Origin of the sequence: Vibrio sp. TBV020 (assembly GCF_046056895.1) — a bacterium.
In the GTDB taxonomy this organism is placed as follows: Bacteria; Pseudomonadota; Gammaproteobacteria; order Enterobacterales; family Vibrionaceae; genus Vibrio.
The window spans coordinates 48,663-65,757 of sequence record NZ_JBEEAQ010000001.1 but is presented as its reverse complement, the minus strand read 5'-3'; the positions used below and the strand labels follow the sequence as shown (position 1 = coordinate 65,757).

Below are 17,095 nucleotides of genomic sequence, written 5' to 3'. Positions count from 1 at the left end.
GTTGCTATGGTTGTTACTCCTCCTCATTGAGAGCACACACCTATGATGAATACACTCAAACTCGCTTCCATATCAATCGCCAGCACTCTTGTGCTCTCAGGATGTGCGATTCAGCAAACGCATCCAATCTCTGCGCAAATCGATAGCGATATGGTATGGGTAGACGGAGGTTCATTCACGATGGGTTCGGATGAATCTATCGCCTCAAAAGCAGAAAAGCCTTCTCGAACCGTCACTGTTGACGGTTTCTACATATCTAAGTTCGAAGTTACTCAATCCTTATTCGAGTCAGTTATGGGATCATCACGGAGCTTCTTCCAAGGCGATGATATTCCGGTGAATAATCTGAGTTGGGAGCAGGCAAACTATTTCATAGATAAACTGAATGAACTAACCGGAGAGTCATATCGACTACCTACTGAAGCTGAATGGGAGTTTGCAGCGAATGGCGGAAACCTTAGCCAAGGCTTTACATATTCCGGGTCAAATAACATCGAAGACGTCGCTTGGTATGCTGGGAATGCGAACAACCAAGCTCACCCTGTAGGATTGAAACAGCCGAATAAGTTAGGCCTTTATGATATGACCGGAAACGTCGGTGAGTTTGTCAGCGATGCCTTTGATGATACGTACTACCGTTATGGGGAAACCAATAACCCAAACAACGCACAAGATACAGATATCGGTTTGGCACACAAGTCTGTCCGTGGTGGAAGCTTTGCGTATTCCCCTGATGAATCGCAAAACTTTCGCAGAGATTTCGCGAGCCAATCAATAACAATGTCAGATATGGGACTAAGGCTAGTTAAAGACTAACACTACACATCAACTCAACGACGAATCTTAAATTCTCTACAGTAAGGGGCAATATGAAAACAGTTTGGTTAGCTAGCGCAGCCGCACTCTTGGTAGCAGCTTCACCGTCAGTTATGGCCAAAGAGCCAAAACCAAAGCTTGTGTTACAGATTACGGTTGATGGCTTGCGCGCGGATCTTATTGAACGCTACAAGCACAACTTTGGTAAAGACGGATTTAAGTTTTTGATGGATGACGGGGCTTATTATACCAACGCCCATTTTAAGCATGGGAATACCGAAACTATTGTCGGGCACGTATCTCTCGCTACTGGTGCTCCGCCATCTGTCCACGGTATGGTTGGTAATGTTTGGTATGATCGTTCGCTAGAAAGATTGGTTTATAATGTGGAAGATGCGGATTATCATATGCTTTCCACTGGTGCTGGTGTTGATAAATCGACCGAAATCGACCCAACTCAAAAAACAGCACTACAAGATGGTCGCTCACCCTCACCTATTTTATCAACTACATTTAGTGACGAGCTTGCTATCTCATCCAACGGACAGTCAAAGATTTACTCAGTCTCTGTCAAAGACCGAGGTGCAATTTCTCTCGCTGGTCACTCAGGGAAAGCATTTTGGTTCTCTAAAGCGCAAGGAGAGTTCACAACCAGCAATTACTACTATGATGAGTTTCCTAGTTGGGTAAATCGCTGGAACGAGAAAAAACTTATTGACCAATATTCGGGCAAGCGTTGGGAGTTATCGCTTCCTCGTGAAGAATATACTCTAAAAGAGATTGATAAGGCTCATAAAGTCGATCTAGCTGGCTTTGCACGAACCTTCCCTCACCCTTACGGTCCTTCAAGCTTTAAGTACTTTTCAACAATGTTAACGCTAAGTCCAGCCGGTGATGAATTAACCGCTGACTTCGCAAAAACACTGATGTTACAGGAGAAACTTGGACAAAATGATTTCACCGACTATTTAGCCGTAAGTTTTTCGTCCAATGACTATGTTGTACATATGTACGGACCAGAGAGCCTTGAAACTGAGGACAATTTAATTAGATTGGATCGCACGATTGCTAAACTATTGAAGAGCGTTGACCAACATGTAGGCATTGACAATACACTTATCGTATTATCAGCCGACCATGGTGTTCCCGAAGCATCGCCTATTGCTAATAGACTCGGTTTGAAAAGTGCTAATTATTTTGATGTAGAGACACTATTATCTGAGCAAGTATTAGCTAGGTTAAAAAATGAATTTGGGTTAGGTAAAGAAGCGATTCGTCTTTACGCTCAACCTTATATCTACCTAAATCATGATGTAATCGCAAAAGCTCAGGTTAAGCTGGAAGATGTTCAGAGAGCTCTAGCCCAAGAGGTCTCGAAGATTAACGGCATTGCTTACGCTATCACGAGCTCTGATGTTCAAAACAATCGCTTACCTAACGAACGTGTTATGGAATTGGTCAAGAATAACTACCACCCTCAACGTTCGGGTGATGTATATCTCGTATTCAATCCACGCTCATACGTAAACGATATGGATGGTTTAACCATTGCATCTACTCATGGCTCACCATGGCGTTACGATACTCATGTTCCGGTAATTTTCGCTGGATACAATGTGGAAAGTGAAAAAATCAGCAGAGAAGTCACCCCTTATGACATCGCGCCAACACTCTCTAATTTGTTAGGCATTACTCAACCAAGCGGGGCAACTGGCCAGGTATTAAACGAAGTTGTCAGCGATTGATTCGTTATTAACTCAAAAACTAAAACGCTCTCTGAAATCAGGGAGCGTTTTTGTTATACACCAAGCTCTTTGACTGCTTGCTTAAACTGTTTACGAAGCCACTTGTGCCCACTTTCATTTGAACGACTCGGGTGCCAAATAGAGGCCAAGTGATGAATCTCTCCGGAGAATGGTAGTGGAACCCCTTTTACATTGTACATACTGGCAAAATTTTGAATTGTAGAATCGGGTAACATGCCGATAAAGTCGCTGCCGCTAATCACTGGTAACATTTCCATTGCTCCCGAAGCGCGATAAACAATTTTGCGTTTCGCTAATTCGGCAATATCATCAGCGCCGAGCAAACTCGCCCTGCTCTGCCAACGAGAAACCACCACATGTTTTTCTGAAATAAACTCTTCGCTTGAGATAGTCTCTTTTATACGTGGGTGGTCGTTGCTCATTACAACCATTAATCGCTCCGAGTAAAGCCTTTCGAAGCGTAAATTGGTATGACTTTTCGGCTCCATATCGATGATCAAGTCATACCGTTGTAGCCTCAAATCACTTTCGTAGTCTTCTGTAAACAACGGGTGTACTTCAAGAGCTATGCTCGGCGCTTGGGTAGCGATCACTTCCATTACTTTGGGAAGTAGCACATAACTCGCTACTGATACACATGCAATTGAGAAAATACGATTAGACACCTTAGGATCGAATTCACGTGACGCTGTTAACGTTGAGCTGTAATTCTTTAACGCTGCAGACAAGGCTGGATATATGTCACTTGCGAAGCTCGTCGGTTCAACGCCAGAAGGAGTTCGGTGGAACAGTGGCTCATCATAGATATCTCGCAAACGAGCCAATGCTTTACTGACTGCTGGTTGACTGATATCAAGCCTAACGGCTGCTTTGGATAGATTCTGCTCTTCAAAGATCGCGACGAAAATCGGGATCAAGTTAAGCTCAGTACTTTTCATAATGCTCCAGACACAAAAAAGTTAACCATGATGACCATCTCAATAGATACTTTCATCATAGTTAACTAACAGATTATATTCGACAAATTCACGTTAAAGCTGCGGGATAAGACACTTATTTGGGTTTACTTAAACGGTCTAACTGGGGTAACGCTTTTGGGACAAGGCTTGTTTTCTTGCGTCTTAGCGCTTGTCTAATACTCTTACGGGCCGAATAAGCAGCAGACGACGTTATCTCTTCGCTCTGAACAGAATCACTTACATTCTGCCATGTTGAAGTCTGGTGCAGTTTTGATAACTCCAATTTCACATTCTTTCGTCTTAATGTGCGATATAAGGCTAAGCGGACTTCTCCCCATCGGCCTCCCCTTACCGCTTTGTGGAATGTAAGCCATTCAGGTGGCGGATTGGTTTTATAATACTTGTGCAAGCTAACACTCACAGTAGCTACCAATGTTATGAAGGTTGCTGTCAATACGATTGCCAGGTAATACGTTTTAATAAATGAATTCAACGTATGCTTTACCTGATAGGATGCCCCTTCAACCTCGATAATTTCTAACTTTTTAGTCTTACTGTTCCACCAGGAAAGCGTCAACTTAGGAAAAGATACCTCTCCCCCTTGCTGCAGCACATAGATGCTTTGTTCGGTACGACTAGAACGATAGTTCCCTCGTGCTTGAGTATCTTTCAATACATTAGGTTGTAAGTAGGTTTGATAGTCTTTCGTCGAACTATCGTTAAATAGTTCAGGTAACAACACCGATAGTGAGTCGTCTGCGTTAACCGTTATGGTACGTGTTATCGAATCCCCAACCTTTAAGTCTTGGCTAGATGCTTCCCACTCTTGATTCACGTCTACATTTGTTGCTGTAAACCACCGAGTAGTGTCTGCAAGCTTTCCGGACGGCAGACTTGCTGAAAACGAGAGAGGTTTTGTGTATAAAGTTCCTTTAACATTGCTTCCATCTGATGCTGATACTTGAACAGTTACAGCAACTGGCGAAATAAAAAATTGCCCAGATTCTTGAGGATGGAGCGTAATTTCCCATCGCTGTTTTGACCACGTTTGCCCATCAATTCGCTCGGTAAAGTTTGTCGCTAGCTGGTTTCTTTGCTTTGCAATTACATTGGGTATCTCAATCGAGCCAATACGTGTCCCACCAGTAAACCAACGGGGCGTTGCCACTTCGATTGTTAGAATCACCTGTTCATTTATACTGAAGCGCGGTTTCTCTTGAGTATCTGGTTGGCTTCCAATCCAAGCGCGAATTTCAACACCACCTTCGCGCTCCAGTTCGTTAATATCTGTTGCGAAAGTACAAGATGAAAGTAGCAGTAACATTAGTCCAATCAGCAAATACAAATAGTCTTTTACTTGTGGGTTCATTGTGTATCCTTAGCAGCCCCGTTTGATTGTGCGTGAAGCTGTATTTGAAACTTTGCTCTCAAAAAATACTTTGGGTTTGCTTCAACGCGTCGAAGCCATTTATCAGCTAATTCGTCACTCCCAAGGATCTCATTCGCATTCAAGGTTTCTTTAAGCATCAGTTCAGCGATTGTTTCTTCTTCTGCGCCATCTGCGGTGCGAGGCTTATCATCAAGCTCGAACGATTCTTCCGGCCCATCCGTCGTCCCTGCTTGGCTTTCACTGACCCGATTGATCTCTTCGACGATACTATTCAAAACGGCTAAATTATGGTCAACATTTCCTTTTAGCTCACTATCAAGATCAGTTTCTAGAAGCAATTGTTTCAATAAGTCTCGTGCAGCTAAGTATTCTCGCTGCCTTGCTAGTGCGCTCGCGGCATTGTAGTAACCTAGCGGGCTTTCCATTTCTAAAAATGCACCATGTGCTAGTTTGAATTCTGAGGCGTAGTAGTAAGCAGTACCTTTATACAAAGGGCTTTGGTAATGTTGAGCTGCTTTCAGGTATTCATGCTTGTCAAACCAACGCTGCCCTTGTTGATCAGGAGTCAACCATAGATCCCACCAGAATTGACTAGCGTGATCAGCCCAAGTTAACTCGGTAGACTCACTTTGCACCTCGGCTTTGTAATAGACATTTTCGGCTTGCGAACTTGGTGACAGTGTAACACTGGTAAATATTAACCCTGTTAAACACCATTGAACCAACCAACCTTTGCGGAACCACAGCAACATAATCACGATAATCGGAAATAATAGACCGTAACCCATATCTTTCCACGGCATGGAAGATTCTCCATTGAGCTGCATATTACGCTCAACATAGCTGTCCAACTTCTTGACATCTGAGTCATCAACACTCAATTCAATCAGGTGTCCGCCTGTTCGATTTGCGAGTTCCTTTAAAGAAGCGATATCTACTGGGTTATTGCTTTGTACGCTTTGATTGCCCGCCGCTAAAATCAGCAATTGATATGGGGAGTCTATAAAGAACTTTTCATATGCATCGATTGTAAAAGGCGTTACTCCGTCAGTAACAAGCAAAACACTAGAACCTAATTCGTGGTTTAGTTGCTGTTCTATAAGCGGAAGCGCTGATTGTGCGGATTTCCCTTCAACGGGCATGATTTCCGGTGTTATGGCAGCGAGGAAAGGGTTAAATACCTTTATGTCTTGGGTTACTGGCATCGCAATATGAGCGGAACCCGCATAGACGATAAGGCCAGTACTTCCCCCTTTTCGCAACTCCAGTAAATCTCTGATCTTGTGTTTTGCACGTTCTAAACGGTTTGGTGCTAAGTCGGTTTGTAGCATAGTGTCACTATTATCCAATACAACAAGCATCGATGCTTTGTCCTCACCAAACGGAGACGCCTCTCGTTGCCAACTTGGTCCTGCACAAATAATGATCGCGAGCGTCACGATGACCATTAATAACTTCAATGGGAGTTGCTTCTTCCAACCGTGCTCACCAATAGTTAACGCATCTCTAAGGTGCGCTGGTAATACGTCGCGCCAGCCTGGTTTTGACTCAAACCTGAACCTCAGCCATAACAACCCCGCCATAGGTATTAATGCGATTAACCACAATGGACGGATAAAATGGAATTGAGTAAACAATTGCTCAAGAGACATAAAATCAAACATCATTATCTCCTGAAGTTTTTCGTTGTTCTCGCGCTGTTCTAGTTATTGTTGCCATCGAGAATGCGGTTAGATAAAGGATAACGACAACCGCAATGAAGTAGTGATGAATACTCTGTTTAGGCCTATATATCGTGCTATCAAATAACTGAGGTTCTAGCTCACCAATAGTTTTATAGGCACGTGATAACTCATCTCTATTTAATGCTTGAAAGGCTTCGCCACCTGATTCGTTTGCGATTCTACGAATGGTTTCAACATCTAACGCAGATTCACCCACTGTAGTCGGGTCCCCCATCGCAATCACATGAACTCTAACCCCTTTCGCCTTTGCTACTTTCGCTGCATCGATTGGTTCCACAAAACTCCCGGTATCATTTCCATCTGTCAGAACGATTGCTACTTTTTCTCTATCTGAATTGAGGGTTGGCTTCGATTCACTTTGATCAAACACTTTAATCGCTAAACCAATAGCATCTCCAAGGTGTGTGCTTTGTCCTGCCATGGCCACGTCAGTTTGATTTAGTAGCTCTAACCAAACATCTTGGTCAGGCGTAAATGGTGTCTGCACAAATGCTGCATCGCCGAAAAGAATCAAACCAAGCCGATCACCTTGACGACTTTTAACAAACTCTTGCAGCACTTCTTTAGCAGCAACTAGACGACTAATAGTTTTTCCACTTTTTGATGTAAAGTCCTGTTCAGCCATCGAACCAGAAAGGTCAACCAACACCATAACATCACGACCAAAGCTTTCGCGTACTTGAGGAGCACCCATGATTGTCGGTTTGGCTAAAGCACATACTACTAGCAGCCAAGACACAACCAAACACATACGTTGCCACCAACTTGGAGTCAACTGACTGGCGCCCTCTTTAGGCGTTTCACCAATAGCATCGATTAACTGGTTAAAGAACGGAACCTTTACCGCAATCTGTTTAGTTCTGTACGCTGGTAATGCAAAGTAGATGACTACCGGAAGTGGTAGCAACAAAAACCACATGGGAGATTCGAAAGTAAAGCTTTCAACGATCATTGCTCTGCTCCGCGTTTAACGTATGGCACTTCACCCACGACTTAGCTTTTACAAGTAGAGTTTGGCGTTGTTTGGTAGACAGCGGTGTCATTGGTACGATCAAAGACTTCATCCACAACTTTCCTAACGGATCGGTAAACATTACCTCGCCATCGCCATACGCCTCTACTTCTTTTAAGAAGTCATCACCATAGAGCTTGGCATTTGATGCACCCAAATAGGTCATTACAATCTTCACTATTGAGAACAGTTCGTGAGGCATTGCCTCGCTCTCTATATCAAGGTTTTCAATTGCTCTTAGTGCTTCGTTTCTATAACGGTTGACCCAGCATGAATGCACGTAGAGATAACCCAGGTAGAGCAGCGCTAATAAGAAAATTATGCCAAGCACCTTCCACCCAATCGTTTGAGGAAACCAACTCACACTATGTGGAACAGTCACGTCATTGAGCTCACGAAGAATGTAAGTGCTTGGAGGTGTATGTTCTATGCCCATTAGCGCCCTCCGACTTGACGTTGAAATGTGGAGATATGTTGACCATCGGTTGTCAGCTCAATGAAGGGTAAGTTTTTGATTGCCATTAAACGTTTTAGTGCCTTGTGTTTTTGGTCTAACGTTTCACCGAGTACATGACTAGCGACCGCGACCTTTTTCGCACTATCGACACTGATTTGGTGTGTGCCATCACCTACGACCCAATTAGAGTTAACCACGGAGGAAGGTAGTGCTCGTTCGAATAGGTCGCTTACCATTATCGTTAATACATCGTTGTGTTGTTGAAGCTGTGTTAACTGATCTAACTGTTGTTCTTCAAAACCTTGCCAATCACTAATAAAAACCAGCGTAGACTGACGAAGCTTCATTCTTTGAAGCATTCGAATCCATTGGCTTAAACCAACATGTTGTGAATCTTTACTAAACACATTTAGCGATTGATTGATGGACGCTAAGTTTCGAAGTGTCGCTAGAAGGTTGTTTTGAGAACGTCGTGGTTTAGTGAACCTTAGGCGCTCGTTACTTGCTACAAGAAACCCGACACGGTCTCCGTCTTTTAATACACGCCATGCGCACATTGCTGCTATCTCAGCTGCTACGACAGATTTCATTGTTTCATCGGATGCGAAAAACATACTGCTTCGCTGATCAACACATATGAGCACGTTACGATCTTTTTCTTCCGTGTAGCTACGCACATGAGGCTTACCTGTGCGCATTGTTACTTTCCAATCTAAGTTTCGAATATCGTCTCCAAGCTGGTAGTGACGCAGCTCTTCAAAGTTCAGACCTCTACCACGAAATAGCGAACCATGGCGCCCAGATAATAGACTCCCAGCTCGCATATGGGGCAGGAGTGAAAACTTATCAGCATTCGTTTGTAGTCGTACGAGCCGTGCGTAATCACAGTACAGCCTCGGATCAACAACTTGGGTTCTTGGTGCATGAGTCGGCTTGGCCATAGTAAGCCCCCTAACCTATAGGTACATAATCGAGTAACTCTTCGACCACACGTTGATGATCAACACCGTCAGCCAGTGCGTCGTAAGTGAGTGAGAAACGATGACCTAATACTGCTGGTACGACGGCTCTTACATCATCAGGCATGACGTAGTCTCGACCTTGTAGCCATGCATAGGCTCTCGAACACTTATCCAGTGCGATAGATGCGCGCGGGCTTGCCCCGATTTCTATCCAGTTAGAAAGGTTAGAATCTGTATAGCGTTCTGGCTTTCTCGTCGCGATGACTAGAGCGACGATATAGTCTTCCACCAGCGGAGAAACCGAAACATTCGGAAGCTGGCGTCTTGCCTCCAATATGAGCTCAACATCTATATGTTCCGAGGTTATAGTTCGATTTGTAGCTTCACAGCCTTGTTCTTCGCTTCGTACCAATCGAATAATGTCACGTTCAGCATCATCTTCAGGGTAATCCACCGTTACCTTCATAATAAAGCGGTCCATTTGCGCCTCTGGTAACGGATACGTTCCCTCTTGCTCTACAGGGTTTTGAGTAGCGAGCACCATAAAAAGATCCGGAAGCACATGCGTTTTGTCGCCCACGGTAATCGTCCCTTCTGCCATCGCTTCTAACAATGCAGCCTGAACTTTTGCTGGTGCTCGGTTAACCTCATCGGCCAAAACGATTGAGTTAAAGATTGGCCCCGGTTGAAAATTAAGTTGATGCGTTCCTTCTACTTCTTGATAGACCTCTGTACCAGTAACGTCAGACGGCAATAGATCCGGAGTGAACTGAATACGACCAAAGGACGTATTTAACAACCCCGCCAGTGATTTGACTGAACGTGTTTTTGCTGTACCTGGCAAGCCTTCTAATAACACGTGCCCATTCGTTAATAAGCCCAATACTAACGCTCTAACAACATGACTTTGCCCAATTACACTAAGTTCAGTTTGTTCAATTAACCGGTTGATTGCTTGCTGTGCCTGATTCATTGGTAGACCTTAAATTCGATTTTTCTCCTTACATCCTACCCACTAGCCTCATAACAAACGGTTATATCCACTATAAAAAGACGCACAGACTTCATGGATTTAAAGTACTTACAACCGTGAGGCGTTAAGCCCACACGTTTTCAAACAACTATTGGAGTCATTATGGCTAACCGTATGAGTAAACTAGCGGTCGGAATTGGCATGCTAACAACATCTGGTGCCGCACTTGCTGCTGACCAACCAAACATCCTTGCGATCTTTGGTGATGACATTGGTTATTGGAACATCAGTGCTTATAACCAAGGAATGATGGGCTATGAAACACCAAATATCGACCGAATTGCAAATGAAGGTGCGCTTTTCACTGACCACTACGGACAACAGTCTTGTACCGCAGGTCGCGCTTCTTTCATTACAGGTCAAGAGCCATTTCGTACAGGTCTTCTAACCATCGGTATGCCAGGTTCAACGCATGGTATTCCTGATTGGGCACCAACTACTGCAGACCTTCTAAAAGAACAAGGTTATATGACAGCTCAGTTTGGTAAGAACCACCTAGGTGACCAAGATCAGCACTTACCAACTGCGCATGGCTTCGATGAGTTTTTTGGAAACCTTTATCACTTGAATGCAGAAGAAGAACCAGAGACTTACTACTACCCGAAAGATCCTGAGTTTCGTAAAAACTACGGCCCACGTGGTGTAATCAAGTCTTATGCTGACGGAAAAATCGAAGATACCGGTCCTATGACTCGTAAGCGTATGGAAACAGCAGACGAAGAGTTCTTAGATGCAACGCTCTCTTTCATGGAAAAAGCGGTTAAAGCGGACAAACCGTTCTTCATTTGGCACAACAGTACACGTATGCACGTTTGGACTCGACTACAAGAGAAGTATCAAGGTAAATCCGGCATCAGTATCTACGCCGATGGTATGCTAGAACACGATGATCACGTTGGCGTTCTATTGGATAAGCTTGATGATTTAGGCATCGCTGACAATACAATCGTAATCTACTCTACCGATAACGGTGCAGAAACCGTGTCTTGGCCTGACGGTGGTGCTACCCCATTCCACGGCGAGAAAGGCACGACATGGGAAGGCGGTATGCGTGTTCCTCAACTTGTTCGTTGGCCGGGCACAATTGAACCTGGCACCAAGATCAATGACATGATGGCGCACCAAGACTGGTTGCCAACACTTCTCGCAGCGGCTGGCGTTCCTGATGTAAAAGAAAAGCTCGCAAAAGGCTACAAAGCGAATGGTAAAGAGTGGAAAGTTCATATCGATGGCTACAACTTTAAGCCGTTCTTCGAAGGCAAAGAAGACAAAGGTCCGCGTGAGTCGCTACTTTACTTCAGTGCTAATGGTGAGCTAAACGCTGTGCGTTGGAATGACTGGAAACTTCATTTCGCGACGATGGAAGGTAACATCACTGATGCGGTACGATTTGAAGCAAACTGGCCGCAGATCATTCACCTACGTGCTGACCCATTTGAGAAAGCGCCACACGAATCAGGTATGTACCTACGTTGGATGGCGGACAACATGTGGCTATTCGTTCCAATCCAAGACGTAATCGGTGACTTCTTCAAGACATTGCCAGAGTATCCAATGCAACAAGGTCAATTGATGAACCCAGCATCAATCAACTACCAGTCATTAGGTCTGCAAGGAAAAATGAAGCAACTGGATGAGCTTCAAAAACAAGTAAGTACTATGAAGAACTAAGCACTGTTCTAATTAGAGTAATAACGCCTTAGCCCCCGCTAAGGCGTTATTCTTTTAACTTCGGGATGTTTTGAAGTTGCATATTCATGGTACATATCTGCCAAGAAACGTCCTACCATTGACTCATCTAGATCTGAAGGAATATAGATATCATACACACGAGCCTTAATTGAAGATTCAGATTCCCTATATAATCGCCACTCTCCTTCATATCTTTCCACGGACATTTTCATTCCGAACACATCAAACAACATCTTCATAGTTTTACTCTCTACTGATACAAAAAATCCCCTCGCTTTACGCTAAGGGGATTTAGAAGTTAAATAAAGTTATTCGTCATCGAGTGGAATCAATTTCGTATTTCCGCCATGCGCTTTTTCACGTTTACGCTGCACCATGGCATAGAAACCCGGAATTAAGAACGTACCCGCTAGAAGCACACATAACAGACCACCAATGAGTGATATACCCAACGAGTTCTGACTTACATGTCCAGCACCTGAAGCAAAAATCAGTGGGAAAATACCCAATATGAACGACCAAGAAGTCATATTCACTGCACGGAAGCGTAATTTACCACCCTCTACGGCCGCTTTATCAATTGGCACGTCTTTGTCTTCTCGTTCCACTTTAGCAAATTCTACGATAAGAATTGCATTCTTTGCGGCGAGAGCTATGAGTAACACAAGGCCAATCTGCGCATACAAGTTTAATGGTGTTCCAGTTAAATTCAGAGCTAAGAATGATCCTAATGTCGCTATTGGAACCACGAGTATAATCGCCAAAGGAATGGTCCAACTTTCGTATTGAGCCACCATGAACAGGTAGATAAAGATCAACGCTAGTGCAAAAGCAAAGATTGCTTGGTTGCCCGCAAGAACTTCTTGATACGCCATACCTGTCCATTCGTACTGATAACCTTGAGGTAAGATTTCAGCAGCGACACGCTCCATAGCAGCAATAGCATCACCACTTGAATAACCCGGCGCTGGTTGACCTTGAATGATGGCACTGCGGTACATGTTGTAACGCCATGCTACATCAGGTTCAAAGATTTGCTCATAACTTACCAACGTACTCAGTGGGATCATTTCACCACCAGAGGAACGTACATGGAAACGTTCTAGATCTTCCATACCTTTACGATGCTGACCGTCTGCTTGCATGGTTACTCGGAAGTTTTTACCAAACATAGTGAAATCATTGACGTAAAGAGAACCTAAGTTACCCTGTAGCGTTTGGAACACACTTGATAGTGGAACCCCAAGTTGCTGCGCTTTCTCTCGGTCAATATCAACGTAATAATGAGGCACATTTGCGCGAAAGGTGCTGAATGTAAAACCAATTTCTGGTTGCTTGTTCGCTTCCTCGATCATTTGCCTCATAACCATCGCTAAGTCAGTACGGCTACGACCCAATGTATCTTCTAAGACGAACTCGAAGCCCGATGCTGCGCCCATACCCGGAACTGCAGGAGGACCCATCGCGAACACAACCGCTTGAGGCAGTTCCATCGCCGCACGTCCGTTGATTCGCTGTGCGATAGCGTTAGCAGAATGGTCGCCATCTAGGCTATTACGCGTATCCCAATCATGTAGTTTGATAAATAGAGACGCGCCATTTGAAGCTGCGGCTCCAGTCATAAACGCATAACCGTTCGCTACAGTCACACCATCCACACCCGGCTCTTGTTCTACCATCTCTAGTAGTTGTTCAGAAACTTCTTCAGTGCGAGACAATGATGCTGCATCCGGAAGCTGAACGTTTACGAGCAAAATACCTTTATCTTCTTGAGGAACGAAGGCTGTCGACGTCGTTTTCGCAAAGAAGGTTACCGCACCGACAGCAACGACAAAAAACGTTACGAGTAGGATTACTTTCTTCACCAAGAAGCCGGCTATTCGACCATAACCTGCCGTTACACGCTCAAGCCCTGCATTGAAGGCAGTAAACCAACGTGCTGTATTTCCCCCACCTTGCTTTAATACAAGCGAACACAATGCTGGTGACAGCGTAAGTGCGTTAATAGATGAAATCACAACTGAGATACAAATCGTCAAGGCAAACTGGCGATACATAATGCCCGTGATACCAGGAAGCATTGCAACAGGTAAGAACACCGCCAAAAGTACTAGTGTTGAGGTAATAATCGGCCCAGTTACCTCTTTCATCGCGATCAACGTGGCCTTGCGTGGGCTTAGTGACGGATCTTTAGCCATGGTGGTATCGACGTTTTCTATTACTAGAATTGCGTCATCTACCACAATACCAATCGCTAATATCAAGCCAAACAAAGTTACGGTGTTAATCGTAAAGCCAGTCGTTTGCATAATCGCAAAGGTACCGATCAATGAAACTGGGATTGCGACAACAGGAATGAGTGTTGCGCGTGCACTGCCCAAGAACAAATAAGTAACAGCAATAACCAGCAAGATTGCTTCGACGAGTGTTTTAACTACGCCTTTAATCGATTCTGCGACGAACACTGTTGTATCGTAACTTGTTTCGTAAGCCATCCCTTCTGGGAAATTCGTACTCAAGTTTTCAAGCAGTTCCATTACTGCTTGGCCACTCTCTAAAGCGTTGGCATCTGATTGTAGCGACAGTGCTACGATTGACGCGTCTTGACCACGGAATTTACCACTACCGTCATAGAACTTTTTACCTAGCTCGACACGCGCGACGTCTTTCAGATAAACGCTCGAACCATCGCTGTTTGCACGCAATACGACATTTTCAAACTCATCAACCGTTTCTAAACGGCCTTTAGTTACAAGGTTGAACTGAACTTCTTGTGCTTCACTGTATGGCGCTGCACCAACACGACCCGCTGCTACCTGAACATTTTGCTCTGCGAGTGCTCCATATACGTCGCTAGTCGTTAGCTTTAGATTGGCCATCTTTTCAGGATCGAGCCAAACACGCATCGCGTATTCGCCGCCGCCAATTACACTAACTTCACTAATGCCTTTAACGCGCGCCAGTTGGTCTTTTACGTTAAGGTTGATGTAGTTAATCAGGAACTGGTCATCATATTTACCGTCAGGCGAATAGAAGTTCAAAACCATCAAAAGGTCTGGTGAACGCTTTTTCACGGTTACACCAACCATACGTACTTCTTGAGGTAACTTAGACTCAATTTGAGATACGCGGTTCTGAACGTTAACTTGCGCCATATCTGGGTCAGTACCGACGTCAAACGTAACATTCAAGTTGTATGAACCGTCATTAGCACTTTTCGAGGACATATAGATCATGTTCTCAACACCATTGACGGAGGTCTCTATTGGGTCGGCAATTGCCTGTTCAACAACTTCAGCACTAGCGCCTGTATAGTATGCAGTCACACTGACTGAAGGAGGACTGATTTTTGGATACTCTGCTACTGGCAATATCGCAAGCGAAATAGCACCTGCCAAGGTCAGAATTATCGAAATCACCAGCGCGAATTTAGGGCGCTGGATAAAGAAACGACTTAACATTTACACCTCTTTACTCAGCTGTTGGCTTATCTTCAAAACGAACTGGTACACCATTTCGGATTCGCTGTAGACCTTGAGTAATGACTTGGTCTTCGGAATCGATGCCTTCTCTAACTATGATGCCTTGCTCTAATTGACGACCAAGTTCTACGTTTCGACGTTCTGCCACGTTACCTTCAGCAATCACCATGACGAAGTTACCCTCTAGATCGGTTTGTACAGCACGGCGCGGAATCACAATCACGTCTACTTGCTGCTTCTCACGAAGTTCTACACGAATGTGCTGACCTGGCAGTAGACGGTAATCTGGGTTTTCTACCACTGCACGCATCGCAAGCGTACCCGTGTTCAAGTCGATACGATTACCTAAGAAATCCAATTTACCGAGATGCTCAAATGGTTGTCCGTTCTCGAGTACGACTTGCACTTCAACCGAATCTGCTGAACCATCACCTTGGACTTTATCCATTCCCAACTCTAGGCGTTCACGCTCACTGATACTAAAACTAGTGTGTACTGGGTCTAAACTGACTAATGTTGTAAGAATGCCGGATTGTGGTGACACCAAATCACCAGTACTTACTTTGCTCTGTGCGATGCGACCAGAGAAAGGCGCTTTAATCTGCGTGTAAGAAAGATTGACTTCAGCTAGGTGAGTTTGCGCTTTACCCGCTTCAACTTGAGCCTGTGCGCCAAGTAATGCAGCATTGAGGTTATCAAATTCAGATTGAGAGATGCTGCCTTTTGGCAATAGGTTCTTACCACGCTCAAAATCTAACTCAGCCTTTTTAAGATTAGCTCTTGCTTGAGCCAGTGCAGCTTTGGCACTCGCTAATTGAGCTTCAAACGATGAGGGTTCAATGGTGTATAGAAGTTGACCTTTTTCTACCATCTCACCTTCTTCAAAATGGCGTGTTTGCAGATAACCAGTAACTTGAGCAGTGATATTGGTGTCTTCAACGGCTTCAACTCGACCGATGTAAGATTTACTTTGTTGGTGAGGTATAAATTGAGCTTGCTCTGCTACAACGAGCTGAGCAGGCATTTGTTTCTGTCCTTGGGTATTTTCGCCGCATCCTACGAGAAAGAGAGCACTACTGAGTGCTGTGAAGAGTAACGTTTTTTTCATGAATAGACCGTTAGATAAATAAAAAATGGGCTTATACAAAGCTACCTAACGGTCTATAAATTGTGTCCGAGAATTATCAGAACACTGAGGATAAGTGTATCAAGCTGTTACAGATTTTGACTTTGTGTGAGTCACTACACAATCTAGCAATTGCTGGCCTGATTCCCAGGTATAAACTAGCTCTGGAACTTGGTTACCACATGGCGCATTCCAAAGCCTTTCCAGATCACACTTGCCACATAGGTGGTTATAAAAGTCGACAGCTTGTTTATTCTCTTTCATGACCTCAAGATAGACGCCATTATCAGGGAAATACTGAGCAATCCACTTCGCCATTTCAGCGATTAACTCAACACCTAAGCCGCGGCCACGATAAGCAGGGTCGATGTGTAACGCGTCAATTATCGTACCCTTCTCGAAATCGTGATTACCGAATGCGCAGATGAATCCACACAGTAATCCGCCTTCTTCGAGGATAAGAACATGTTGATTGAAAGGAGGGTTGATTAGACGAGTTTGCCAAATTGCAGAACGTTCATCCTGAACGTCATTTTCCAAAAAATCTTTACCTAAGATTCCGTCGTAAAATTGCTTCCAACTTTGTGCATGCAGTGTAGCAATGCGCTCATAGTCGCTATATTCAGCTACTTTTAATTCCATTTATAGTACCTTA

The 17,095-nt window shown here is 44.2% G+C and carries 14 protein-coding genes; 3 read left to right on the top strand and 11 right to left on the bottom strand.

Annotated features, from left to right (window positions below; all coding sequences use genetic code 11):
- Positions 1-42 precede the first annotated feature (42 nt).
- Entirely contained in the window at positions 43-816 is a 774-nt protein-coding gene (locus AAFX28_RS00270) for a formylglycine-generating enzyme family protein (protein WP_408684580.1), read from the top strand.
- A 113-nt stretch (positions 817-929) separates the two neighbouring features.
- Positions 930-2,561 (top strand): alkaline phosphatase family protein, encoded by a 1,632-nt coding sequence (locus AAFX28_RS00265; protein ID WP_408686783.1) that lies wholly within the window; start codon positions 930-932, stop codon positions 2,559-2,561.
- 53 nt (positions 2,562-2,614) lie between these two features.
- Here the strand turns inward: AAFX28_RS00265 and AAFX28_RS00260 are convergent, their stop codons facing one another.
- The 7 genes from AAFX28_RS00260 to AAFX28_RS00230 form a co-directional block, all read right to left on the bottom strand.
- Positions 2,615-3,520, bottom strand: a complete 906-nt coding sequence (locus AAFX28_RS00260) for a LysR family transcriptional regulator (RefSeq protein ID WP_408684578.1) — start codon at positions 3,518-3,520, stop codon at positions 2,615-2,617.
- A 115-nt stretch (positions 3,521-3,635) separates the two neighbouring features.
- Positions 3,636-4,910 carry a hypothetical protein gene (locus AAFX28_RS00255; protein WP_408684576.1) on the bottom strand — a complete coding sequence of 425 codons (1,275 nt, stop codon included), beginning with the start codon at positions 4,908-4,910 and terminating at the stop codon, positions 3,636-3,638.
- Positions 4,907-6,595: a vWA domain-containing protein gene (locus AAFX28_RS00250; RefSeq protein WP_408686782.1), complete on the bottom strand. Its 1,689-nt coding sequence runs from the start codon at positions 6,593-6,595 to the stop codon at positions 4,907-4,909. Before AAFX28_RS00250 ends, AAFX28_RS00255 begins: the two co-directional genes overlap by 4 nt.
- Complete coding sequence (locus AAFX28_RS00245) at positions 6,588-7,628, bottom strand: vWA domain-containing protein (RefSeq protein WP_408684574.1); 1,041 nt, start codon at positions 7,626-7,628, stop codon at positions 6,588-6,590. The genes AAFX28_RS00250 and AAFX28_RS00245 overlap by 8 nt, the downstream gene beginning before the upstream one ends.
- Positions 7,618-8,124, bottom strand: coding sequence for a DUF4381 domain-containing protein (locus tag AAFX28_RS00240; protein ID WP_408684572.1), 507 nt, complete (start codon positions 8,122-8,124; stop codon positions 7,618-7,620). The genes AAFX28_RS00245 and AAFX28_RS00240 overlap by 11 nt, the downstream gene beginning before the upstream one ends.
- A complete protein-coding gene (locus AAFX28_RS00235; RefSeq protein WP_408684570.1) occupies positions 8,124-9,086 on the bottom strand; it encodes a DUF58 domain-containing protein in 963 nt (320 codons plus the stop codon). The genes AAFX28_RS00240 and AAFX28_RS00235 overlap by 1 nt, the downstream gene beginning before the upstream one ends.
- 10 nt (positions 9,087-9,096) lie before the next feature.
- On the bottom strand, positions 9,097-10,080 hold the full coding sequence (locus AAFX28_RS00230; protein WP_408684568.1) for an AAA family ATPase: 984 nt from the start codon (positions 10,078-10,080) through the stop codon (positions 9,097-9,099).
- Positions 10,081-10,242: 162 nt separating this feature from the next.
- On the opposite strand from AAFX28_RS00230, the gene AAFX28_RS00225 reads away from it, so the two are divergent.
- Positions 10,243-11,811 (top strand): arylsulfatase, encoded by a 1,569-nt coding sequence (locus AAFX28_RS00225; protein WP_408684566.1) that lies wholly within the window; start codon positions 10,243-10,245, stop codon positions 11,809-11,811.
- Positions 11,812-11,849: 38 nt separating this feature from the next.
- Here AAFX28_RS00225 and AAFX28_RS00220 read toward each other — a convergent pair whose 3' ends face one another.
- The 4 genes from AAFX28_RS00220 to AAFX28_RS00205 form a co-directional block, all read right to left on the bottom strand.
- The gene (locus AAFX28_RS00220; protein WP_408684564.1) at positions 11,850-12,071 is read right to left on the bottom strand and encodes a hypothetical protein; all 222 of its coding nucleotides are present in this window, start codon (positions 12,069-12,071) and stop codon (positions 11,850-11,852) included.
- 69 nt (positions 12,072-12,140) lie between these two features.
- Entirely contained in the window at positions 12,141-15,293 is a 3,153-nt protein-coding gene (locus AAFX28_RS00215; protein WP_408684562.1) for an efflux RND transporter permease subunit, read from the bottom strand.
- A 10-nt stretch (positions 15,294-15,303) separates the two neighbouring features.
- Entirely contained in the window at positions 15,304-16,422 is a 1,119-nt protein-coding gene (locus tag AAFX28_RS00210; RefSeq protein ID WP_408684560.1) for an efflux RND transporter periplasmic adaptor subunit, read from the bottom strand.
- 99 nt (positions 16,423-16,521) lie between these two features.
- Entirely contained in the window at positions 16,522-17,082 is a 561-nt protein-coding gene (locus AAFX28_RS00205; RefSeq protein WP_408684558.1) for a GNAT family N-acetyltransferase, read from the bottom strand.
- Positions 17,083-17,095 lie beyond the last annotated feature (13 nt).

What these genes read in the sequence shown, in the direction of transcription:
- AAFX28_RS00270 (WP_408684580.1), top strand. Translation starts at nt 43, where the DNA reads ATGATGAATACACTCAAACTCGCTTCCATATCAATCGCCAGCACTCTT.
- AAFX28_RS00265 (WP_408686783.1), top strand. Translation starts at nt 930, where the DNA reads ATGGCCAAAGAGCCAAAACCAAAGCTTGTGTTACAGATTACGGTTGAT.
- AAFX28_RS00260 (WP_408684578.1), bottom strand. Translation starts at nt 3,520, where the DNA reads ATGAAAAGTACTGAGCTTAACTTGATCCCGATTTTCGTCGCGATCTTT.
- AAFX28_RS00255 (WP_408684576.1), bottom strand. Translation starts at nt 4,910, where the DNA reads ATGAACCCACAAGTAAAAGACTATTTGTATTTGCTGATTGGACTAATG.
- AAFX28_RS00250 (WP_408686782.1), bottom strand. Translation starts at nt 6,595, where the DNA reads ATGTTTGATTTTATGTCTCTTGAGCAATTGTTTACTCAATTCCATTTT.
- AAFX28_RS00245 (WP_408684574.1), bottom strand. Translation starts at nt 7,628, where the DNA reads ATGATCGTTGAAAGCTTTACTTTCGAATCTCCCATGTGGTTTTTGTTG.
- AAFX28_RS00240 (WP_408684572.1), bottom strand. Translation starts at nt 8,124, where the DNA reads ATGGGCATAGAACATACACCTCCAAGCACTTACATTCTTCGTGAGCTC.
- AAFX28_RS00235 (WP_408684570.1), bottom strand. Translation starts at nt 9,086, where the DNA reads ATGGCCAAGCCGACTCATGCACCAAGAACCCAAGTTGTTGATCCGAGG.
- AAFX28_RS00230 (WP_408684568.1), bottom strand. Translation starts at nt 10,080, where the DNA reads ATGAATCAGGCACAGCAAGCAATCAACCGGTTAATTGAACAAACTGAA.
- AAFX28_RS00225 (WP_408684566.1), top strand. Translation starts at nt 10,243, where the DNA reads ATGGCTAACCGTATGAGTAAACTAGCGGTCGGAATTGGCATGCTAACA.
- AAFX28_RS00220 (WP_408684564.1), bottom strand. Translation starts at nt 12,071, where the DNA reads ATGAAGATGTTGTTTGATGTGTTCGGAATGAAAATGTCCGTGGAAAGA.
- AAFX28_RS00215 (WP_408684562.1), bottom strand. Translation starts at nt 15,293, where the DNA reads ATGTTAAGTCGTTTCTTTATCCAGCGCCCTAAATTCGCGCTGGTGATT.
- AAFX28_RS00210 (WP_408684560.1), bottom strand. Translation starts at nt 16,422, where the DNA reads ATGAAAAAAACGTTACTCTTCACAGCACTCAGTAGTGCTCTCTTTCTC.
- AAFX28_RS00205 (WP_408684558.1), bottom strand. Translation starts at nt 17,082, where the DNA reads ATGGAATTAAAAGTAGCTGAATATAGCGACTATGAGCGCATTGCTACA.